General features: G+C 47.2%; 22 protein-coding genes. 17 read left to right on the top strand and 5 right to left on the bottom strand.

What is annotated here, in order from left to right; translation table 11 throughout:
* Positions 1-15: 15 nt before the first annotated feature.
* A complete protein-coding gene (locus AAV35_RS08705; RefSeq protein WP_008592435.1) occupies positions 16-858 on the bottom strand; it encodes an aldo/keto reductase in 843 nt (280 codons plus the stop codon).
* A 144-nt stretch (positions 859-1002) separates the two neighbouring features.
* Here AAV35_RS08705 and AAV35_RS08700 point away from each other — a divergent pair, with 144 nt between their 5' ends.
* Both AAV35_RS08700 and AAV35_RS08695 read left to right on the top strand, forming a co-directional pair.
* A complete protein-coding gene (locus AAV35_RS08700) occupies positions 1003-1353 on the top strand; it encodes a hypothetical protein (protein WP_008592433.1) in 351 nt (116 codons plus the stop codon).
* 45 nt (positions 1354-1398) lie between these two features.
* Positions 1399-1917: a YfiT family bacillithiol transferase gene (locus AAV35_RS08695; RefSeq protein ID WP_008592431.1), complete on the top strand. Its 519-nt coding sequence runs from the start codon at positions 1399-1401 to the stop codon at positions 1915-1917.
* Between the two features lie 89 nt (positions 1918-2006).
* Here AAV35_RS08695 and AAV35_RS08690 read toward each other — a convergent pair whose 3' ends face one another.
* The 3 genes from AAV35_RS08690 to AAV35_RS08680 form a co-directional block, all read right to left on the bottom strand.
* The gene (locus AAV35_RS08690; protein ID WP_008592429.1) at positions 2007-2546 is read right to left on the bottom strand and encodes a DUF2812 domain-containing protein; all 540 of its coding nucleotides are present in this window, start codon (positions 2544-2546) and stop codon (positions 2007-2009) included.
* The gene (locus AAV35_RS08685) at positions 2543-2881 is read right to left on the bottom strand and encodes a PadR family transcriptional regulator (protein ID WP_008592428.1); all 339 of its coding nucleotides are present in this window, start codon (positions 2879-2881) and stop codon (positions 2543-2545) included. Before AAV35_RS08685 ends, AAV35_RS08690 begins: the two co-directional genes overlap by 4 nt.
* A gap of 156 nt (positions 2882-3037) precedes the next feature.
* Positions 3038-4036, bottom strand: a complete 999-nt coding sequence (locus AAV35_RS08680) for an aldo/keto reductase (RefSeq protein ID WP_008592425.1) — start codon at positions 4034-4036, stop codon at positions 3038-3040.
* Positions 4037-4216: 180 nt separating this feature from the next.
* Between AAV35_RS08680 and AAV35_RS08675 the strand changes: the two genes are divergently transcribed.
* The 10 genes from AAV35_RS08675 (at position 4217) to AAV35_RS08630 (ending at position 13828) form a co-directional block, all read left to right on the top strand.
* A complete protein-coding gene (locus AAV35_RS08675) occupies positions 4217-4843 on the top strand; it encodes a TetR/AcrR family transcriptional regulator (RefSeq protein ID WP_008592421.1) in 627 nt (208 codons plus the stop codon).
* Between the two features lie 67 nt (positions 4844-4910).
* Positions 4911-6053, top strand: coding sequence for an acyl-CoA dehydrogenase (locus tag AAV35_RS08670; RefSeq protein ID WP_008592418.1), 1143 nt, complete (start codon positions 4911-4913; stop codon positions 6051-6053).
* Positions 6054-6074: 21 nt separating this feature from the next.
* Positions 6075-7709 carry an AMP-binding protein gene (locus tag AAV35_RS08665; protein ID WP_008592416.1) on the top strand — a complete coding sequence of 545 codons (1635 nt, stop codon included), beginning with the start codon at positions 6075-6077 and terminating at the stop codon, positions 7707-7709.
* A gap of 19 nt (positions 7710-7728) precedes the next feature.
* Complete coding sequence (locus tag AAV35_RS08660) at positions 7729-9075, top strand: acetyl-CoA carboxylase biotin carboxylase subunit (RefSeq protein WP_008592414.1); 1347 nt, start codon at positions 7729-7731, stop codon at positions 9073-9075.
* A 1-nt stretch (position 9076) separates the two neighbouring features.
* Positions 9077-9286: an acetyl-CoA carboxylase biotin carboxyl carrier protein subunit gene (locus AAV35_RS08655; RefSeq protein ID WP_008592412.1), complete on the top strand. Its 210-nt coding sequence runs from the start codon at positions 9077-9079 to the stop codon at positions 9284-9286.
* An 11-nt stretch (positions 9287-9297) separates the two neighbouring features.
* Positions 9298-10218 carry a hydroxymethylglutaryl-CoA lyase gene (locus AAV35_RS08650; RefSeq protein ID WP_008592411.1) on the top strand — a complete coding sequence of 307 codons (921 nt, stop codon included), beginning with the start codon at positions 9298-9300 and terminating at the stop codon, positions 10216-10218.
* A complete protein-coding gene (locus tag AAV35_RS08645; protein WP_008592409.1) occupies positions 10211-10993 on the top strand; it encodes an enoyl-CoA hydratase in 783 nt (260 codons plus the stop codon). The genes AAV35_RS08650 and AAV35_RS08645 overlap by 8 nt, the downstream gene beginning before the upstream one ends.
* 12 nt (positions 10994-11005) lie before the next feature.
* A complete protein-coding gene (locus AAV35_RS08640) occupies positions 11006-12535 on the top strand; it encodes an acyl-CoA carboxylase subunit beta (protein WP_008592406.1) in 1530 nt (509 codons plus the stop codon).
* 147 nt (positions 12536-12682) lie between these two features.
* Entirely contained in the window at positions 12683-13579 is an 897-nt protein-coding gene (locus tag AAV35_RS08635; RefSeq protein WP_008592405.1) for a formate/nitrite transporter family protein, read from the top strand.
* A 69-nt stretch (positions 13580-13648) separates the two neighbouring features.
* On the top strand, positions 13649-13828 hold the full coding sequence (locus AAV35_RS08630) for a CsbD family protein (RefSeq protein WP_008592404.1): 180 nt from the start codon (positions 13649-13651) through the stop codon (positions 13826-13828).
* Between the two features lie 77 nt (positions 13829-13905).
* On the opposite strand, the gene AAV35_RS08625 is transcribed toward AAV35_RS08630, so the two are convergent.
* A complete protein-coding gene (locus AAV35_RS08625) occupies positions 13906-15849 on the bottom strand; it encodes an AMP-binding protein (protein WP_008592402.1) in 1944 nt (647 codons plus the stop codon).
* Positions 15850-16001: 152 nt separating this feature from the next.
* Here AAV35_RS08625 and AAV35_RS08620 point away from each other — a divergent pair, with 152 nt between their 5' ends.
* From AAV35_RS08620 to AAV35_RS14545, 5 genes are all read left to right on the top strand, one after another.
* The gene (locus AAV35_RS08620) at positions 16002-16244 is read left to right on the top strand and encodes a hypothetical protein (protein ID WP_040609891.1); all 243 of its coding nucleotides are present in this window, start codon (positions 16002-16004) and stop codon (positions 16242-16244) included.
* A 35-nt stretch (positions 16245-16279) separates the two neighbouring features.
* A complete protein-coding gene (locus AAV35_RS08615) occupies positions 16280-16546 on the top strand; it encodes a hypothetical protein (RefSeq protein WP_156874362.1) in 267 nt (88 codons plus the stop codon).
* Between the two features lie 74 nt (positions 16547-16620).
* The gene (locus tag AAV35_RS08610; protein ID WP_008592396.1) at positions 16621-18075 is read left to right on the top strand and encodes a circularly permuted type 2 ATP-grasp protein; all 1455 of its coding nucleotides are present in this window, start codon (positions 16621-16623) and stop codon (positions 18073-18075) included.
* On the top strand, positions 18068-19033 hold the full coding sequence (locus AAV35_RS14550) for an alpha-E domain-containing protein (protein WP_008592394.1): 966 nt from the start codon (positions 18068-18070) through the stop codon (positions 19031-19033). The genes AAV35_RS08610 and AAV35_RS14550 overlap by 8 nt, the downstream gene beginning before the upstream one ends.
* Positions 19034-19051: 18 nt before the next feature.
* Positions 19052-19903 carry a transglutaminase family protein gene (locus tag AAV35_RS14545; RefSeq protein ID WP_008592392.1) on the top strand — a complete coding sequence of 284 codons (852 nt, stop codon included), beginning with the start codon at positions 19052-19054 and terminating at the stop codon, positions 19901-19903.
* The last annotated feature ends 738 nt before the right edge of the window (positions 19904-20641 follow it).

The following is a 20641-nucleotide window of genomic DNA, read 5'->3' as shown; positions in this document are numbered from 1 at the left end:
AGGTTCATAATTGTTTCAAAACTCTTCGTAGTCAGCAGGGTTCTGCCCGTTCAGTCTGCCATCTCTTCTTGTAAGTTCATTCATAATTCTCATTTCCGCTTCCTCCAGCGCAAAATCAAAGATGTTCATATTTTCACGCTGTCTTTCGGGGGAAGAGGATTTTGGTATGGGAAGCGTCCCCAACTGATAATGCCACCTTAGAATAATCTGGGACACACTTTTTTTGTGACGGGATGAAATGGATTGTATCGTCTCATTTCCCAGAATGTTGGTCACACGGGCGAGCGGGCTCCAGGACTGTGTCTGGATGCCTTTTTCTTTATGATAGGCAAGCTGATCCCTCTGATTGAAAAAAGGATGAAGTTCTATCTGGTTGATGGACGGAGTGACGTCCGTTTCCCGCATTAACTGCTCCAGGTGATCCGGAAGAAAATTGCAGACTCCGATGGATCGGACGAGCCCCCACTTCTTAGCGTCAATCAACGCCTGCCATGCTTCGGTAAATCTCCCCTGTTCCGGATTGGGCCAGTGGATCAGGTAGAGATCGTAGTACTCAAGACCGGTCCGGTAAAGAGATTCCTGAATGGAAGCGACAGCTTTATTGTACTCGTGATAACGGCCCGGAAGTTTGGATGTGATTCTGAGTTCGTCTCTTGGAACGCTGCTGCGGCGCACCGCTTCTCCTACCGTTCCTTCGTTTTCGTAATTATATGCAGTATCAATCAGGCGGTATCCCATGTCAATAGCGCTTTGGATGGAGACAGCTCCGTCATTCCCGTTCAGGCGGTATGTGCCGAACCCCAACGCCGGCATTGTCATACCATCCCGCAATGTAAGTTCTGGAATTGAATTATTCAACTAAAACCCCTCCTTGATTATTATATTCCTCCTGAAGAGAAGGCACAAACTACAAGGGAAGAGGAAACTTTCAAAAGCAACGTCGTTTTCCGGAGGCGTTTAAAGGGAAACAGGTAGAATGACTCTAAGATACGGAGGGATAGTGTGGAAAACGAAGCTAAAATGCTGCACCATTTTACAGATGTGAAAGAATTTGAAAATGAAGGATTGCAAAATAATGGTATCGATTTCCCTGAACTGGAACAGATGCTTAATGACTATATACTCACGCAACAGAAAGAGACGTTGTTCTTCAAGGAATGTGTGATACAGTTGAAGCAGCGCAGTGACGGAGATATTCGTACCGTAAAAATAACTTATCAGGATGACGATCTCAACAGTGATATACGATTATGGGGAGCGAAAAAAGAGGAAACGGGCGAAGTGCTTACAATGAGTGTGGATGCGGTGAATCTCGTAAGCGGGGAAGTTGTGTATGAACGGTCACTAATGTAGTGTGCGTTCACACAATGATTTCATTACAAAGGAAGGAGAATGAACATGAATGTAAAATTTCCAATCGGTGAATTGCAGGTGCCGGACCAGGTGACACTTGAAGATATCAGGACCTGGCTGAATGAAATCGAAACCTATACGGACAGACTGAGAGACACAGTGGACAATCTGAGTGAGGAGGAACTTTCGAAAACGTATCGCGAGGGAAGTTTCACCGTCCGTCAGCTCGTTCATCACATAGCGGATTCTCAGTTGAATATGTACCAGAGATTAAAACTTGCACTGACCGACGATGCTCCGACAGTACCGGGATTCGATCAGGAGAAGTGGCTGGAACTTGCGGACAATTCACTTCCTGTGGAGCCTTCCATAAGAATGCTTGAAGGGATGAACAAGCGAATCGTAGCTCTTGGCCACAGTCTCACAGAAGATCAGCTGCAGCGTTATTTCATACACGAAGATACCGGTAAAATTACGGTAGCTACCAAAGTTGCAAAACTTTCCTGGCACGAAGAGCATCACTTCGCCCATATTAAAATAGCTCTCGGTATGGAAGTGAAGTAACAGACCGTGGAGCCGGCCGATAATACGAGTAGAAACAACCTCCTTCTGCGCAACAATAGCTGCAGAAGGAGGTTGTTTAATGTCGTCGGCTATCCCGAATGCCGTAATTTGAATAACCTGTACGTAAATCCGAACCACGGCAGTCCTGTGAACACGAGCGGCACCGACAGGATGAAAAATAAAACGAGAAACACTTTATTCATAAACGGGGCTATAAAGCTGAAATCGCCAAAAGCCCCCGACAGTAATAAGACTTCTATTATAAGTAACGGAAGGGCAGCTTTTCCGGTGATCCGCTGTTGAGCTTCGTATTTATCGATTTCCGTCGTCTTGTCTGTATACAAAGGGGTTGTACCGGGGGCTGCAGTGAATAGATGAATGTAGTTTGACTGACTGGCGACGTGTTTCCAACCGCCTTCCCTGAAGTAAGTGAAATACTCTTCGTCCGGTTTGTTGCAATAGTCTATTGCATAAATTCGTTCCGCGGGGTCGTTTTTTTTCAGTTTATAACCGAGCAGAGAAAAGCCATCGACTTCCCATCCCTCGGCTGCATACCGCTCCAGTTTACGCATATCTTTTTCTTCCTCAAAAGCAAGTCCGCCTGAACTGACGTATTTTATATTTTTCATTCTGCATTCTCCCTTTCACTTAAATAATCTTTAGCAGTCCGAACAATCTGTTCTCGCCGAACGATATCTTCATTCAGCAGATTTTTTCCTTCTGTTGTAATGAGATACGTTTTCTTTTTTGTTTCGGTACCGGGTGCGGGTCTGATCAGACCTGCTTCTGAAAGTTTCCTTATAGTTGTGTACAGGGAAGCGGGGCCGATACTGACAGCACCTTCTGTCATTTTTTCGATTTCCTGCATAATTAAATATCCATGCTTCGGTTCGGTCAGGGAGAGAAGGATAAAAAAAGAAGTATCCGTTAATTCCCTTTCATTGAGACTATTTCTTCTGGCCATATTCTTCTCCTTTCATATCACCTAATGATATATCATTAAATGAAATATATCATTAGGTGATATGAAAAGCAATATCCATTTTAAGATGAAGCTTTTATTGTTAAACAAAAAACAGGCTGTGCGGATATTTCGCACAGCCTGTCGCATATCTGATTATTATTTTTCGGAACGAAGCGGCGGCCCGTATTCATTCAGGTCTCCATTGTTCAGGTCGCTGACATGGTTATACAGAATGTTATCAATCTCCTGCAAATCTTCACTGGACAGTTCTGCTTCATCCGCTTTTTGCACACCTTCAAGCTGGGAAGGTTTTCTTGCTCCCCAGAGAACGAAATCAGCGCCGGGTTCATGATCCATCAGCCAGCGTACGGCAAGCTGGATCAGGTCAAGATTCCGTTCATCCGCAAAATCCCTCAGTTGTTCTACGGCATCGAGAAACGCAGGGAACCGGTCACCCTGGAACAGTTCGATGTTGCTTCTCAGATCTCCCTCCGGAAATTCGGCATCTTTTGTAAACTTACCGGTAAGCATCCCGTGGGCGAGAGACCCCCAGGATAACGTTGCGATGTCGTGTCGATTACAGTACTCGAACCAGTCGATCAGATATCTTTGCAACATATTCAAATGCATCTGTGACGTATGGATAGGAGCATATTTCTGCCACTCATCCATTTGTTCGGGGCTGAAGTTACTGACCCCGATTGCCCGAATTTTCCCTTCATCGAAAAACTCTTTCATTTTTTTCGCAGTATTTTCAATCGGCTCATCCGTATCCGGCCAGTGAATCTGATAGACGTCGATGTAACCCGTCTGTAGCAGTTGAAGACTTCTGTTCAATTCATTCTCGAGTTTACCGGGCCTTGAATCACGGGAAGCTCCACCTTCGAAGTTGATTCCCGCCTTGGTGGCGATAACGAGGTCTTCCCGGCTTTTTTCGGACTCCTTGACCGCTTTTCCGACCAGTTCTTCAGAAAGACCCTCACCATACGCGGGGGCAGTGTCAATCATCGTTATTCCTTTATCAATAGCTGTTCTGATTGTCCGGATGGACTCCTGTTCATCCGTACCTCCCCAGCCGGAACCTCCGATCGCCCACGTACCCAGGGCAATACGGGTGGCTTCTACATTGCTCTTTCCAAGTTTTCGTTTCTGCATATTTTTCCCTCCTCTAAAAATGCAGCATTCCCTGTATTCGGTAACGGGAAACAAAGAAAGAGATAACATTACTTGCGGGGGAGGCCGTAAAGTACGAAAGAAAATGTTCTTTACACATATTTTGTAATTTTCTAATTATATGATAAGATGAACGTACATTCATTACGAAGGGGATGGTGTATGCAGAAGTTAAGGGAAGAAATCATTCAGACAGCTCTTAAGTTGTTCGATGCTCAAGGCTTCCATCGCGTCAGTGTCAATCAGATTGTAAAAGAGGCGGGAACCAGCAAAGGTGGCTTCTACCACCATTTTCAATCCAAGGATGAGCTGCTGTTCGTTATTCACGACACGTTCATTACATATGTGCTGAAAGAAGCCGAGGCAGCTACTGAAACACACCAGTCCCCTGTGGAGCAGATACAGGAAATTATACGTTCGTTTGTGCACGTGTTTGACTTATACCAGTCTCACATCACAGTATTCTACCAGGAAAGTAACTACGTCGACGAAACCTTCGAAGACGAAATCAACAGAAAACGGGACCAGTTCAAGGATAAGGTCATCGCCGTCGTAAAAAGAGGACAGGAAGAAGGCGAATTCCGTCACGAACTCCCTCCGGAAATTACCGGTATGGCTATTCTCGGTATGGTCAACTGGCTGAATAAGTGGTACCGGAGAGAGGGAAGCCATACGATTGAAGAGATAGCTGAAGTGTTCACGGATTTGGTACTTCACTTTCTTTTGCCGGGTCACGGAGGTGTATCCGGAGTGGAGCAGAGCCCCCCTTTTTTTTACGGTAAAAAGTAAGCGATTTCATAAAAAGCGCTCTATACAGACCAACCAGTCGGTCTCAAGAGATAAAAGGAGGAAGCTGATGAATTTTGAGTTGACGAAAGAACAGGAAATGACGAGGAAAATGGTTCGTGATTTTGCGGAAGAGAAGATAGCACCCCGGGCAATAGACATAGATAAAAATTCTGAATTTCCGGAGGACTTGTTCAAAGAGATGGGAGAACTGGGGCTGCTCGGCATCCCGTTCCCCGAAGAATACGGGGGGAGCGGCGGCGACACGGTAACGTATGCGCTGGCGGTCGAAGAAATCGGACGCGTGTGCGGCTCCACCGGTCTAAGTTATGCGGCAGCCGTATCTCTTGGTGCCAGTCCCCTGTACTATTTCGGTACGGAAGAGCAGAAACAGGAATTCCTGATACCTCTTGCAAAAGGTGAAGGGCTTGCGTCTTTCGGTCTCACTGAACCGAACGCCGGGTCGGATGCGGGCGGTACACAGACGAAAGCGGTTCTGGAAGGGGATCACTACGTTCTGAACGGAGAGAAGTCCTGGATTACAAACGCTGAATATGCGAGATCGATAACTATTACGGCCCAGGCCGGTAAAAGAGAAGACGGTAAAAATATCATTTCTGCATTCATCGTTCCGAAGGATACTCCCGGAATGACGATTCGAAGTGATTACGACAAAATGGGCGTGCGCGGCTCTAACACCTCAGAGATTGTACTGGAAGATGTAAAAGTTCCGAAAGAGAACATACTCGGAGACCCGAAAAAAGGATTTGGTCAGTTCCTTCACACGCTGGACGGAGGCCGTATTTCCATAGCTGCTCTTGCTGTCGGTATTGCACAGGCTTCTCTTGATCGTGCTCTTGCTTATGCGAAGGAAAGGAAACAGTTCGGGGAGCCGATTTCAAAATTCCAGGCGATTCAGTTCAAGCTGGCTGATATGGCGATGGAAGTCGAACTGGCCCGGAACATGGTACTGAAAGCGGCGTGGCTGAAAGACGAAGGGAAGCCGTTCACGAAGGAATCCGCTTATGCAAAACTGTTTGCATCGGAGACAGCCTTCCGTTCTGCAAACCAGGCGATACAGATCCACGGAGGATACGGCTACATGAGAGAGTTTGAAGTGGAACGGTTCCTGCGTGATGCAAAACTTCTCGAAATAGGTGAAGGTACTTCTGAAATACAGCGGATGGTCATAGCTCGCCAGCTCGGTTGCTGAATATAACGAAGGAGGGATTGGATGAGCTTACTGCAAGTGACTATGGGTGAATTGTTGAGAGAGAAAGCGCACAAAATGCCGCAAAAAGAAGCGTTCGTTTTTCCGGAAAGAGGGCTGCGGGGTTCATATAAAGATCTGGATGAGTGGACCGATCAGGTGGCTAAAGGACTGATGGCTCTCGGTATCGGGAAGGGGGATCATTTTGCGGTATGGTCCGACAACAAGCCGGAATGGCTGGCCTCCCAATTTGCTTCCGGTAAGATGGGCGGCGTGCTTGTAACAGTGAACACGAGTTATAAGGCGAAGGAGCTCGAATACCTGCTGAAGCAGTCTGATTCCGAAACACTGATCATGGCTGAGTCGTATAAAGGGACTTCCTATGTCGACATTCTCAGGGAAATCTGCCCGGAACTCGATCATTCGGAGAAAGGTAACCTTCACAGTGAGAAGCTCCCGGCCCTTCGTAACGTAATTGTGCTTGGAGATCAGGAATATCCCGGCTGTTACACGTGGAAGGATCTGACTGCCAAAGGAGAAGAAGTGAAGGATGAGGAGCTCCGGGAACGAGAAGCCACCCTTTCTTATAAAGATGTAATCAATATGCAGTACACTTCCGGAACTACGGGTTTTCCGAAAGGGGTTATGCTGAGCCATTACAATATTGTGAATAACGCCAATCAGGTAGCAGACTGTATGAATATGACGGACGAAGACCGTTTGTGCATCCCGGTGCCGTTTTTCCACTGCTTCGGCTGTGTCATGGGGACGACGGCCACTGTCGCAAAAGGGGCGACGATGGTAGTCATCGAACAGTTCGAACCGAAACTCGTTCTTCAGGCAGTGAAAGACGAAGCGTGCACAGCTCTTCACGGTGTACCGACGATGTTCATCGCCGAGCTCAACCATCCGGAGTTCGAAAATCTGAAACCGGATACACTGCGTACCGGTATTATGGCCGGATCGACCTGCCCGATGGAAGTGATGAAGAGTGTCATTAACGAAATGGGCGTCGAAGAGATAACTATTGCATACGGTCAGACGGAGTCTTCCCCGGTCATAACCCAGACGAGACCTGACGATCCGATTGATTTGCGGGTGAAAAGTGTAGGAAGGGCACACCCCAACGTGGAAGTGAAAGTCGTCGAACCTGCCACCGGAGAAGAAGCGGAGCGCGGGATGCCCGGGGAGCTATGTACAAGAGGCTATCTCGTGATGGAAGGTTACTACAAAGACGAAGAGTCAACGGAAACAGCTATCGATCCGGACGGCTGGCTCCATACCGGTGACATAGCCGAAATGGATGAAAACGGGTACGTGGAAATCACCGGACGCATGAAGGATATGATTATCCGCGGGGGAGAAAATATTTACCCGAGAGAAATCGAGGAGTTCCTTTATCAGCATCCGGATGTGCTCGACGTACAGGTTGTGGGAATTCCGGACGCGACATACGGCGAAGAAATCATGGCCTGGATTATTCCGAAAGAGGATTCGGAAGTGTCCGAGAAAGATATAAGGGCTTTCTTTGAAGGGGAAATTTCCAAACATAAAATCCCGGCGTATATCTACTTCACCGACGAATACCCGATGACCGCGAGCGGTAAAATACAGAAATTCAAGCTGAGAGAAGCTGCCGTCGATATGATCGGACGTTAAGGAAGAAAGGAGATTCGAGATGTTCAAAAAAGTACTGGTTGCCAACCGGGGGGAGATCGCCTCGCGTGTAATAAGAACCTGTAAACGGCTCGGAATTTCGACAGTGGCCGTTTATTCGGAAGCTGATGCTGATGCAAATTTTGCCGCAGAGGCAGATGAGGCTTATGAAATCGGCAAGCCTCCCGTAAAGGATTCCTACATGAATATGGAGAAGATTATCGAAGTCGCAAAAAGCAGCGGGGCGGAAGCTATCCACCCCGGCTACGGTCTTTTAAGTGAAAATCCCGATTTCGCTCTCAAGACGAAGGAAGCCGGTCTCGTCTTTATCGGCCCCGGTGCTGATGTCATGGGGAAAATGGGCGATAAAATCGCTGCCCGTAAGGAAATGAAGAAAGCGGGCGTCCCCGTTATCCCCGGCACGGAAGAAGCTGTGGAAGACACGGAGGAAGCGAAAAAGACCGCCGGGGAGTACGGGTATCCGGTTATGCTGAAAGCTTCCGCAGGTGGAGGAGGCATCGGCATGCAGGCTGCTCATTCTCCGGAAGAACTCGAGAAAGCTTTTGAAGGGAATCAGAAGCGGGCTGCAACATTTTTCGGTAACGGTACTATGTTTATCGAAAAACTGATCGAAGAACCGCGTCACGTGGAAATACAGGTGCTGGCCGACGCCCACGGGAACGCTGTGCACCTTTTTGAACGGGAATGCTCAATTCAGCGCCGGCATCAGAAAGTGGTGGAAGAAGCGCCCTCTCCAGTCCTGTCGGAAAAAACCAGACAGAAGATGGGGGAAGCCGGTCTGAAAGCGGTACAGGCTCTCGGGTATGTAAATGCCGGTACTATCGAATTTCTCGTGGACGAGGAAGAGAATTTCTACTTTCTTGAAATGAATACACGTCTGCAGGTGGAGCATCCGGTTACAGAAGAGATCACCGGCCTTGATCTTGTGGAAGAGCAGCTGAGGATCGCAAGCGGAGAGAAGCTTGCCGTTTCACAAAACGACCTGGCTATTTCCGGTCATGCGATAGAAGTACGTATTTATGCAGAAGATCCGGAACGGTTTTTCCCATCCCCGGGTACCATTACTACGGCCGTCTTTCCGAAAGGGGAAGGTGTCCGCCTGGAGACGGCCGTTCATAGCTCATCGGAAGTAACACCTTATTATGATCCTCTGATAGCCAAGCTGATCACGACAGGCCGTGACCGGGAGCAGGCGATAGAGAGAATGACGGACGCTCTGGATGAGTTCCGGATCGAAGGAATCAAAACGAACATACCTATGCTTCAAAAAGTGGTCCGGCACGAAAGGTACAGAGCCGGAGATACTACGACCGCATTTGTTGAAAAATACTATAAAGGAGGACAATAACATGGAAATCAAAGCTTCAATGGCAGGAAACGTATGGAAAATGAACGTAGCAGAAGGCGCAGAGGTTAACGAAGGAGACGATGTCGCAATCCTTGAATCTATGAAAATGGAAATTCCCATTCCGGCTGAAAAAGGCGGGAAAGTGAAAGAAATCAAAGTCGCGGAAGGTGACTTCGTGAATGAAGGCGACGTGCTGGCGGTACTGGAATAGGGGGGGATTGGATGTTTGAAATGCCCGAAAAAGTAACAATCAGGGAAGTGGGGCCGAGAGACGGCCTGCAGAACGAAGAGGAAAATATCGCTACAGAAGACAAAATTGACTGGATCAACCTTTTATCACAATCAGGACTTGATTACATCGAATTTTCCTCATTTGTACATCCGAAATGGATTCCTCAGCTGAAGGATGCCCGTGAAGTAGCGGAAGGCATTACCCGCACTCCCGGTATTACCTATGCAGCTCTTGTGCCGAACAGAAAAGGACTTGAAAACGCGATTGATACGGATGTGGATGAGGTCAGTGTGTTTATGTCTGCCAGTGAAACTCATAATAAAAAGAACATAAATAAAACGATCGAAGAAACGTACCGGGTTCTTGAAGAAGTAGTGACGGAAGCGAAGGCGGCCGGAAAAACGGTACGGGGCTATGTCTCGACAGTGTTCGGCTGCCCGTATGAAGGAAAAGTCGCTCCTTCACGTGTTTTTGAGGTAAGCAACCGGTTATTTCAAATGGGCATTGATGAGTTGTCCCTCGGCGATACGATCGGTGTCGCCAATCCGAAGCAGGTGGATGAATTTCTTAAGCAGATGGAGGAAAATGTTCCTTTTTCAAAAGTAGCAATGCATTTCCATAATACGTCGGGAATGGCGTTAGCCAACGTTCTTGTATCGCTCGAACGGGGTATTACGAAATTCGACGCAGCACTGGGAGGCCTTGGCGGCTGTCCTTATGCAGATGGAGCCAGCGGAAATCTCGCAACGGATGACCTCGTCCATATGCTTGAAGAGATGGGGATAGAGACCGGGGTTAATCAGGAGAAACTGGCAGAGGCGGCGACGTTCATCCAGTCCAGAATATCAAAAGAACTGCCAAGCCATCAGATGCAGATCAGAAACAGACAAGGAGGGCGGAATGATGGATAAAACCGTAACGATAGAGCGTATTGAAGACCATATAGCTCTGCTATCACTGAATCGTCCGGATGCTGCGAATTCTCTCTCCCGTGAACTTCTCGATGAACTGCAGCGCGCACTTCGAAAAGTGAACAGAGATGACAATATTCGCGTCGTCCTGTTGACGGGGAACGGTACGAAAGCATTTTGCGCAGGGGCTGATTTAAAAGAAAGAAAAGGGATGAGCGATGAAGAGGTAACCGGAACGGTCAAGAAGATAGGGGAAACGGTACGGATGATCGAGGAACTGCCGGTACCCGTCATAGCAGTACTTAATGGGGCAGCTTTCGGCGGCGGTCTTGAAATGGCTCTTGCCTGTGATCTTCGAATGATCAGTTCATCGGCCCGGGTCGGTCTGACCGAAACATCCCTCGCTATTATACCCGGAGCCGGAGGAACTCAGCGTCTTTCCCGTCTGATAGGAAAAGGGCAGGCTAAGTCGCTCATATATACCGCAAGGCCCGTAGATGCGGACCGGGCTTACGCCCTTGGGATTGCAGAGTATATTCACGACCCGGACGTCCTTATGGAAGAAGCGGAAGATCTTGCCAGGACTATCGCGGGGAACGGACCCGTGGCAGTGCGGGAAGCAAAAAAAGCTATCGACCGGGGAATGGAGACGAATCTTGAAGCAGGCTTGTATATTGAACAGAAGAGCTATAGAAAAACGATTCCTACGAAAGATCGTCTGGAAGGACTGACAGCTTTCGCTGAGAAAAGAAAGCCTGTGTATCGAGGAGAATAAGGAGGAATTTGTATGGCCATGGATCAGAGATTAAAAGAAGCGAAAGAAAAAATAGCCTCAGGCGGCCTGGAGAAATATCACGAAAAGAACAAAGAGAAAGGGAAAATGTTCGTACGGGAACGTCTGGAACAACTGTTTGATGACAATATTGACGTGGAAGACGCATTTTTCGCCAACAATCAGGACGAAGGGCTGCCGGCGGACGGAGTCGTGACCGGTATCGGTCGTATTAACGGTGAAAAAGTGTGCGTCATGGCTAACGATTCCACAGTAAAAGCCGGATCATGGGGAGCGAGAACCGTAGAAAAAATCATCCGGATACAGGAAACGGCACTGAAGCTTGAGCTGCCGATGCTTTACCTCGTGGACTCCGCAGGGGCGAGAATTACCGATCAAGTGGAAATGTTCCCGAATCGAAGAGGAGCGGGACGTATCTTTCATAATCAGATCAAAATGTCCGGCCGTGTGCCGCAAATATGCCTGCTGTTCGGTCCGTCCGCTGCCGGAGGAGCTTACATACCCGCCTTTTGCGATATCGTAGTCATGGTGGATAAAAATGCTTCCATGTATCTCGGTTCTCCGCGGATGGCAGAAAAAGTTATCGGAGAGAAAGTGACGCTCGAGGAAATGGGTGGTGCAAACATGCACTGTTCCGTCTCCGGGTGTGGAGACGTTCTGGCGGAGAGCGAAGAGGAAGCGATCCGGTTCGCACGGAAATACTTGAGCTATTTCCCTTCCAATTTCAGACAGAAACCAGGTGTGAAAGATAGTGTCGACCCGGCTTCTTTCGAAAAATCGATCAACGAGCTGATTCCTGAGAACCAGAATGCTCCGTTTGACATGTACCAGCTGGTGGACAGGCTGATTGATGAAGACTCTTTCCTCGAAATTAAGAAAAAATTTGCACCTGAACTGATCACGGGACTGGCCCGCATCGGAGGAAAATCCGTCGGCGTTATAGCAAATCAGCCAAGGGCCAAAGGGGGCGTGCTTTTCCCTGATTCCGCCGACAAAGCGGCTAAATTTATGCAGCTTTGTGACGCTTTCAACATTCCGCTCCTGTTCCTTGCGGATATACCGGGATTTATGATCGGTACTCGGGTAGAACAGGCCGGTATTATCCGTCACGGAGCGAAAATGCTGGCGGCGATGAGCGAAGCTACGGTTCCTAAAATATCAGTCATTGTACGTAAAGCTTACGGCGCCGGCCTGTATGCAATGGCCGGCCCGGCGTTCGAACCTGATGCGTGTCTGGCCCTGCCGAGTGCACAAATTGCAGTAATGGGTCCGGAAGCTGCTGTGAATGCAGTGTATGCTAATAAAATTGCGGAACTTCCGGAAGAAGAGCGCCCGGCCTTCACTAAAGAGAAGCATGAAGAATATAAAGAGAATATCGATATTTACCGTCTTGCATCCGAGATGGTGATCGATGATATTGTGCAGCCGGATAACCTCCGGAACGAGCTCATGACCAGATTCGATATGTATGACTCGAAAAACACGGTCTTTACAGAAAGAAAACATGGGGTATACCCCGTGTAACGAAAAAGATATTCAGCCTCCCTCTGATACCAGTAAGAGGGGGGCTTTTCTATTGGAGAGCAGGGGCTCGACCATCGGTTTTATTTCTCCATGTATGGTTAATAAAAGCAGGAAACGGGAAAAGTCGGGCATCGGAGGTGAAGGAAGATGAAGGATAATGAAAGTATGAAAGAGAAAGAAGAGAATGAGAACAGACATACAGAAGCTTCCGAAGAGAAAATTGACCGTCCGGGACGGCAGTTTTATATACCTTCTCAAATCGTTGATGAATTTGGGGAGAAGGGTAGAGACCACCTGAACAAGAAGCCACGGGCTCAGTTTCTGCTTGCTCTGACGGCCGGGTCATTCATGACGTTCGGAGCTGTGTTTTCTATTCTGCTGGCGATCGATATCCAGGCAGAGGGACTTTTCTATTTAATGTCCGGCTTGGGATTTGCAGCCGGGTATGCGATGGTGTTCATTTCAGGAGCGGTTCTGTTTACAGAAGTGAACGTCCTGTTGCCCTCCTATCTTTTCAACAAAAAAGGTTTAATGAAAGTCAATATTTATAAATTCTGGTTGGCAACTTATCTTGGTAATATGATTGGAGCCTTTGCGGTAGGCCTTCTTATACAGATGTCCGGCTCACTTTCCGACCCTTTTTATTCGGAACTGGCCGTATATGTAGATAAGAAAATGAAGTTTCTCGATTATGGAGTGAAGGGATGGTTTGAAATTCTCGTATCAGGTATACTCGCCAACTGGCTGATCGGTATGGCCGCCTTTCTGACGACGTCGGCGCGTGACATAACCGGTAAAATACTGGGGACCACTTTGCCGGTCATACTATTCGTAGCGGGTAATTTCCAGCACAGCGCGGCCAATATGGGGTATTTCAGTATGGGGATACTTTCTATGGACCAGTACACATGGTATGAATATATTTTCTTCAACCTTGTCCCTGCAAGTATAGGTAACCTTATTGGAGGCGGTATCCTTGTCTCTTTACTGTTCACCTATGCCTATAAAGAAGATATCGAAAATACTTTTGGAATGGGAAAATAAAGCGTCGCAGTTTTACTTCATGACTTAGTGGGAAAAGAATAGTAACAAATCATAATAAGGAGGTGCAGTATGACAGACAAAAAAGGTATGAGTGATAAGGTGAAAGGTGCTGTCAATAAAGTGAAGGGGGAAGCCAAAGATCAGGTAGGCAACGCCAAAGAGGATTCTGAACTTCAACAGGAAGGACAGAAGAATAAAGCTAAAGGAAAAGTTCAGGAAAACATCGGAAAAGCGAAAGACGATGAATAAATAAGAAAGCTGCCGGTTTTAAAACCGGCAGCTTTCTTTGCTTACTCTCGTCATGCTTCCATAGCAAAAGTGCGAAATTAATGGACAGAGGCTCCTATTTTTTTGATTTCTTCCACGGTTTCAGGATTTTCAAGAGCACTGAGGTCTCCCTGATTCCGATTTAAGAAAGCCGATTTTATGGCACGTCTCATCACTTTGGCATTTCTCGTTTTCGGAAGATCACTGACGATATATATTTTTTTCGGTGCAATAGCTTTTCCGAGCTTGTCGGTGAGAAGCTGCTGCAGTTCTTCGAGCAGGGTTTCCGAGTTCTCCGTTTTCGTAACGACAAACGCCACGGGTTCCTCCCCTTTCATATCGTGGGGGGCACCGATGACCCCGGCTTCAATCACTTCTTCATGTTCGACGATTGCAGATTCTATCTCGGAAGGTCCTATGCGCTTTCCGGCTACGTTCAGTACATCGTCAGAGCGTCCTGAAATTAAAAAGTAGCCTCTTTCATCCACAGTCGCCCAGTCACCGTGTACCCATATGTCTTTGAAACGGTTCCAATACGTACGATGGTATCGGTCATCGTCTTTGTAGAAACTTTTCGTCATCCCTACCCAGGGCTGCTTCAGCACGAGTTCGCCTACATCGTTCACGACAGGACGTCCCTCGTCATCAAGCACGTCCACATCCATGCCGGGGAGGGCTGCGTTGAAGGTAACGGGCTGAATCGGTTTTACGAGTACGTTTCCTACCATACCGCCAGAGGTCTCTGTACCGCCCGAATAGTTGAAAATCGGTACTCTTTCTTTGCCGACGTGCTTATATAACCAATGCCACGGTTCGGGATTCCACGGTTCACCGGTAGAGCCGATCACTTCAAGGGAAGAGAGGTCATGACGGTCAATCCATGATTCCCCGTGCTTCATCATCCCCCTCACAAGCGTCGGCGAAATGCCGAGATGTGTCACTTTATAACGTTCCACAAGTTCCCACAGACGATCCGGCTCAGGATAGTCCGGAGTACCTTCGAACATGACGATCGATGCTCCGTTTACGAGACCTCCATACACGAGGAAAGGCCCCATCATCCAGCCCATATCCGTGAACCAGAACAGAGTGTCGTCTTTCCCGACATCCATACACATTCCGGCATCAAAAGCCGATTTTACAGGAAAACCGGCATGGGTATGTACCGCTCCTTTCGGGGTGCCTGTCGTCCCGGAAGTATAAATGAGCATAAATGGATCATCGGCGTGTTTCTCCATCGTTTCCACAGAAGCATTAGGCTCTTTCATTTCGTTGAACAGGACGTCTTTCGGTTTCTTTTCAAATGAAACGCCAGCGCGTTCCACTACGATAACGTGTTCCAGGGAATCGCAAACTTCCGCAGCTTTATCCGCTTCTTCTTTCATATTGACAGTTTTCCCTCTCCGGAAGAAACCATCAGCGGTGATGATAGCTTTTGCTTCACATGCGTTGACCCTTGTTTTCACTGCATCCGCTTTATAGCCGGAAAAGGCGGGTGAGAAAATGGCACCTATTTTAGAAATGGCAAGCATGCTGATAAGCGTTTCCGGAAGCATGGGGAGGTAGATGGTGATGATATCTCCTTCAGTGATGCCGAGTTTTTTGAGACCTGCGGCGACAGCATTCACCTCTTCGTCGAGTTCAGTGAACGTATACTTCACCCGGTCTCCATTATCCCCTTCCCAGTACAGGGCAATATCATTTTTCTTATCTTCATCTTTTGTCCATTTATCCAGAGCATTCAGCGTGGCGTTGGTCGTTCCGCCCCGGAACCAGTCGGGATGCGGCGCGCCTCTGGAAAGGTCTAGTGTTTTCTGATAACTGTCGAACCATTCGAAGTCGATTTCCTTTACCGCTTCGTCCCAGAACCAGGAAATATCCGAAACAGTGGCCTGGTGGAACTGCTTATAATCTTCATATCCCAGCCGTTTCATCCATTGATAAAGTCTCGTTTGCTTCATTTTTTCTTCTGATGGAATCCATACGTCTTCATATGTAGTCAATTCAATTTCCTCCTTTTAGTAACCGCTTACAAACATTATAACTAAAATGACAGTCATAAGAAACTGCGGCAAAGAAAACGGATGTGATACGATTGGAATATATACTGTAGAATAATAAGGTAATGGAGTATACCTTGAAAGGAGGAGCGGAAGTGGATAAATTGAAAGTCATTAATCTGGTCAGTCTCGGGGTCGGTATTATTTTCCTTGTATATTTCTTTATATCGATGTTTACCGATGTATCGATGTCGCCGTTATTTCTGGTTATTGCGATACCTATTCTGTTCACGCTGAATGCCATACGTGATTTTTCCGAGGGACGAAAGATTCTCGGTACGGTGAATGTAGTGATACTACTCGTTTTTCTATCGCTCGTCGTTGTTGAACTTTTTTAAGATGAAAAAACTTTATTCCAAAAGTCGGGAGGTGGATGGATATGGGAAAGGGCGGAATATTGGAGAAGGTGATCCGGGGAGTGTTTTTCACCGTTACTCCCGGACTTGCTCTTTATGGACTGGTTACAGGGGACTTCAGCTACCAGTACCTGATGCTTCTCGGTCTTTCGGGAGTACTGGCGATTACCGGAATAGATGACTATGAAAAAGGGAGAAAGTATTGGAGTCTGTTTTCTTTTATTGTGGCATTGTTTTCTCTTATCACTGCCGTCCAAATATTTTTCTCGGATGCCGGCTTATAACTTTCGCAGTAGGGTATATACATAATCAGTATTCAGAATATTGGTGAATTTATTCTGCGTCAGGGGGAGAATCGATGCTCAAAAATTATCAGACCGGAGCTTTTTTTGATGAAATGATGAACAGTGATGCTACACCGAAGCCTCACTACGAATGGTTTTATAAACTGGTGGAACGTTTTTCGGCCCGGGAACTGGATGAAAAGCACGAGACCGCGCAACTGAGTTTTCTGCGTCAGGGTATCACGTTTACCGTCTATAATAATGAAGGCCAGACTGAGAGGACGATGCCGTTCGATTTTATTCCGATCATTATTCCGGAGTCGGAATGGACGATGATCGAAACAGGTATGAAACAGAGAATGACGGCTCTGAATAAGTTTCTGGAAGATATTTATCATGAACGCAGAATTATTGAGGAAGGCGTTATACCGCGGGAACTTGTGGACAATAATCCTTATTATTACCGGAAACAGGTACAGGGCGTCGGTATACCTCTTGATAATCATATCTTTCTCTCCGGCGTCGATCTCATCCGTGACGAACATGGGCAGTATCGTGTGCTGGAAGATAATCTGCGTAACCCTTCCGGAATGTCCTACGTGTTTCAAAATCGCTACGTTATGAGACAAGTGTATCCGGAACTGTTTTTCAATCATTCCATCCGTACCCTTGAGCACGAATTCTCGAAACTGCACCAGGCGGTCTGCGATCACAAACCGTCCGGATGTAAAGGAGAGGCGAATGTGGTACTTCTGACTCCGGGGAGTTACAATTCCGCATATTATGATCACATGTTTCTGGCTCAGCAGATGGGCATCGAGCTCGTGGAGGGCAGAGATCTCTTCGTTCAAGGCGGAGTCGTCTACATGAAAACGATACGCGGTCTGAAACGAGTCGATATTATTTATAGGCGTATTGATGATGATTTTCTTGACCCGGAAGCTTTCCGGCCGGATTCGGCTCTCGGAGTGAACGGACTTCTTGATGCATATAAGAAAGGTAACGTAGCTATCCTGAACGGAATAGGGAATGGCGTTGCGGACGATAAAGCGATGTACGTATACGTTCCCGAAATGATCCGTTTTTATCTTGGAGAGGAACCTCTTATTCCAAACGTGGAAACGTATTTTCTCAGTGATCCGGAACGTCTTCAATACGTTTTAGAGAATATGGAAGAACTGGTTATTAAAAACGTCGGGGCTTCCGGGGGCTACGATATGCTTATCGGTCCTCAGTCCACGGAAGAAGAAAGAGCGCTTTTCCGTGAGAAAGTGATAGAACAGCCGAATCAGTACATTGCCCAGCCTACTATCAAACTGTCGCGGGCTCCGGCTTTTCAGGGTGGGAATGTTTATCCGTGTCACGTGGATTTACGGGTTTTCGTCATGAACGGAACGGAGATGAATGTGCTTCCCGGAGGGTTGTCGAGGGTTGCCCTGAAAGAAGGGTCACTCGTCGTCAACTCTTCTCAGGGAGGAGGCGGCAAAGATACGTGGATTTTGTCGGGAGGAGGCGAAACAGATGCTTAGTCGGACGGCAGACGCTTTATACTGGATGGCGAGAAACCTGGAGCGTTCCGAAAATAACGCCCGGGTACTGAATGTTCAGCTTATAAATATGCTCGAAGCGGCTGATCAGCAAGTGCTGGACAGGGACTGGGAAGAAGTGCTTGAGATTTGTGCTTCCTACCGGGACTACATCAATCATTATTCGAGAATGGAAAGAGGGACTATGATCGAGTATCTGACAATGAATCCGATTAATCCCAATTCCATCGGGAACTGTATGAAAGTCGCGAGAGAGAACACTAAGAATACGCGTGATATCATCCCTGGCGAGTTGTGGGAGATTCTCAATGAATTCCATCTTGATCATCAGGACAGCGGAGGAAATATAGGGACACTGGCACGGACGAAAGACTATTTGAAAACAGTCACCCGCACCTCTATGACCGCGCAGGGGGTAATAGAATCCTCAATGACCAGAGGGGTACCATATACGTTCATCAAGGTTGGCAAGTGGCTTGAGCGTGCGGAGAAGACAGCCCGTATTCTGAACGTCGTCTGTGAGAAACAAAGGCGGGAACCCCTTCAACATACAACGAACAATTATTACTACTGGCTGGCTGCTCTCAGGTTCCTGAACGGATACGATTCATTCATCAAAGAACATCCGCCGACCATGGACTCTGCGTACGTCCTTGATTTTCTTGTAAAAGAAGAAAAGTTTCCGAGGTCGATAAACTACTGTATGACGCATATTAAAGAAGCGATAATGGATCTTGAAGGCGGGCAGGTGCATCACTATTCGGAAGAGCTGTTTCAGCTTACAGATGTGATTCTTGCAGAAATCAGCGATACCGGGATTAAAGACATGAACATGGAAGAACTTATGAGGTTTCTTGACCATTTTCAGAAGCAGTGCATCGCTTTAAGCAGTCTGTTTATGGAAACCTACTATCTTTCTGTACCAACATCCTCAACATGAGAAGGAGCAAACGATTTTATGAAATACCAAATTGAACACACAAATAAATTCCACTATGAAACATCCGTAGATCAAAGCATGAACCACATTCGGTTAAAACCGCGTTCCGATGAATGCCAGCGGGTATTGGCCTACCGTTCGGAGATCTCGCCTGTCTCTGTAATAAAAGAGCACGTCGATGTGTGGGGGAATCACGTGGAAACATTTTTTATTCCCGAAAAACATAAACATTTGACGGTCAAAACGATTTCAACGGTCAGTATTCAGAAGAGCCCTTTTATCGATATGATCCGCTATTCGGACGAAATGAAGCAGATATTTCATTCCGAGCTTTTTCGCAAACACTATCTGGCCTACCTGAACGAAACACCCTATACATTCATGTACAAAGAACAGATTGATCTGCTTACTAAAAATGTCGGTGATCCGACGGATCCGATTCAGTTTTCTATCGACCTGATGAGATACGTGCACAATACGCTGTTTTACAATACAACCACGACGGATGTGAATACGAAAGCACACGAAGCATGGCCTTTGCAGGGAGGGGTGTGTCAGGACTTTGCTCATATTATGATTGCAGTGTTAAGGGGGAACGGGATACCGGCCCGGTACGCCAGTGGATATTTATATATCGGGGAAGATTCGGCTCTCGTCGGGGACGCTGCCACTCATGCCTGGGTGGAAGTGATGGTTCCTGGTGTCGGCTGGACGGGACTCGATCCGACGAACAACGTAGAAGCGCTGGAGAATCATATACGAATCGGCACGGGGCGTGACTATGCAGATGTAAGTCCGCTGCAGGGGGTATATCGCGGAGGGGGACAGAACCTCGACGTAAGTGTAAGCGTAACGCTTTTGGAAGAGTAAGCGACAAATTTAAAAAGGCGCTCCCCCACCGGCGGGTGGAAGGAGCGCTGTTCGATGTTTCTGAATTAACATGTGCAGATGAGTCTTCCTCCCGGAGGTTGGGAGGTCTTTCTCACATGAATGCTCTTTATAAGAGCATACTCACATTATAGATGGGAAAGATATCCTTGTCTATGCAACAAAAGAATAATTTCTGACAGAGTTTTGAATAAAGAAGGGTATGTTTCTCTTTAGTAAGGTAATGAATAAAGAAAAGTTAAAGAGACCATTCAGCATGCCCAGGGTCTGAAGCTCAGGTGCTTTGATTCTGACCCTGTCACGGGAAAGGCTTGCAGAAGCACGTCCGGGCAAAGCCCTTACGGATCGATCACACGACGATTTTTTTCTAATCATTCGGTGGCTGCGACTGGTGGTTATATTGAAGAAGATGTGCTTCTGCTGCAGGAAGAGATTCAGAAAGATTTCCGGAAAGAAATGGTAACGAAAGGTTTCATTTCGGAAAAGACTCCGCTGCCGGAATGAATCCTGTCTCCCCCTCTGCTTAAGCAGAGGGATTTTTTCTATGATAAAATAATTTCAGACGTGAGAATATGTGTTTGATACTGCTTTACTGTACGGGAAAGGAGGAAGAGGGGATTGGAATTTGTGATTGATATGCTGATCGGCGCCGGTCTTGTATTCTTCTTTCTGATCACGTTTATCATTTTTCACACTATCAATAACAGAAAGTGACGATTC

The sequence above is a fragment of the Salimicrobium jeotgali genome (assembly GCF_001685435.2).
Lineage (GTDB): Bacteria > Bacillota > Bacilli > Bacillales > Halobacillaceae > Salimicrobium > Salimicrobium album.
Note: the sequence above shows the minus strand (reverse complement) of the source record. Positions and strands in the feature narration are given on the sequence as shown.

Bases quoted from the DNA above. Each gene is read 5' to 3' on its own strand.
- AAV35_RS08655 (WP_008592412.1), top strand. From the start codon at position 9,077: ATGGAAATCAAAGCTTCAATGGCAGGAAACGTATGGAAAATGAACGTA.
- AAV35_RS08635 (WP_008592405.1), top strand. From the start codon at position 12,683: ATGAAGGATAATGAAAGTATGAAAGAGAAAGAAGAGAATGAGAACAGA.
- AAV35_RS08680 (WP_008592425.1), bottom strand. From the start codon at position 4,036: ATGCAGAAACGAAAACTTGGAAAGAGCAATGTAGAAGCCACCCGTATT.
- AAV35_RS08645 (WP_008592409.1), top strand. From the start codon at position 10,211: ATGGATAAAACCGTAACGATAGAGCGTATTGAAGACCATATAGCTCTG.
- AAV35_RS08660 (WP_008592414.1), top strand. From the start codon at position 7,729: ATGTTCAAAAAAGTACTGGTTGCCAACCGGGGGGAGATCGCCTCGCGT.
- AAV35_RS08665 (WP_008592416.1), top strand. From the start codon at position 6,075: ATGAGCTTACTGCAAGTGACTATGGGTGAATTGTTGAGAGAGAAAGCG.
- AAV35_RS08670 (WP_008592418.1), top strand. From the start codon at position 4,911: ATGAATTTTGAGTTGACGAAAGAACAGGAAATGACGAGGAAAATGGTT.
- AAV35_RS14550 (WP_008592394.1), top strand. From the start codon at position 18,068: ATGCTTAGTCGGACGGCAGACGCTTTATACTGGATGGCGAGAAACCTG.
- AAV35_RS08685 (WP_008592428.1), bottom strand. From the start codon at position 2,881: ATGGCCAGAAGAAATAGTCTCAATGAAAGGGAATTAACGGATACTTCT.
- AAV35_RS08695 (WP_008592431.1), top strand. From the start codon at position 1,399: ATGAATGTAAAATTTCCAATCGGTGAATTGCAGGTGCCGGACCAGGTG.
- AAV35_RS08690 (WP_008592429.1), bottom strand. From the start codon at position 2,546: ATGAAAAATATAAAATACGTCAGTTCAGGCGGACTTGCTTTTGAGGAA.
- AAV35_RS08615 (WP_156874362.1), top strand. From the start codon at position 16,280: ATGGATATGGGAAAGGGCGGAATATTGGAGAAGGTGATCCGGGGAGTG.
- AAV35_RS08630 (WP_008592404.1), top strand. From the start codon at position 13,649: ATGACAGACAAAAAAGGTATGAGTGATAAGGTGAAAGGTGCTGTCAAT.
- AAV35_RS08650 (WP_008592411.1), top strand. From the start codon at position 9,298: ATGTTTGAAATGCCCGAAAAAGTAACAATCAGGGAAGTGGGGCCGAGA.
- AAV35_RS08675 (WP_008592421.1), top strand. From the start codon at position 4,217: ATGCAGAAGTTAAGGGAAGAAATCATTCAGACAGCTCTTAAGTTGTTC.
- AAV35_RS14545 (WP_008592392.1), top strand. From the start codon at position 19,052: ATGAAATACCAAATTGAACACACAAATAAATTCCACTATGAAACATCC.
- AAV35_RS08610 (WP_008592396.1), top strand. From the start codon at position 16,621: ATGCTCAAAAATTATCAGACCGGAGCTTTTTTTGATGAAATGATGAAC.
- AAV35_RS08640 (WP_008592406.1), top strand. From the start codon at position 11,006: ATGGCCATGGATCAGAGATTAAAAGAAGCGAAAGAAAAAATAGCCTCA.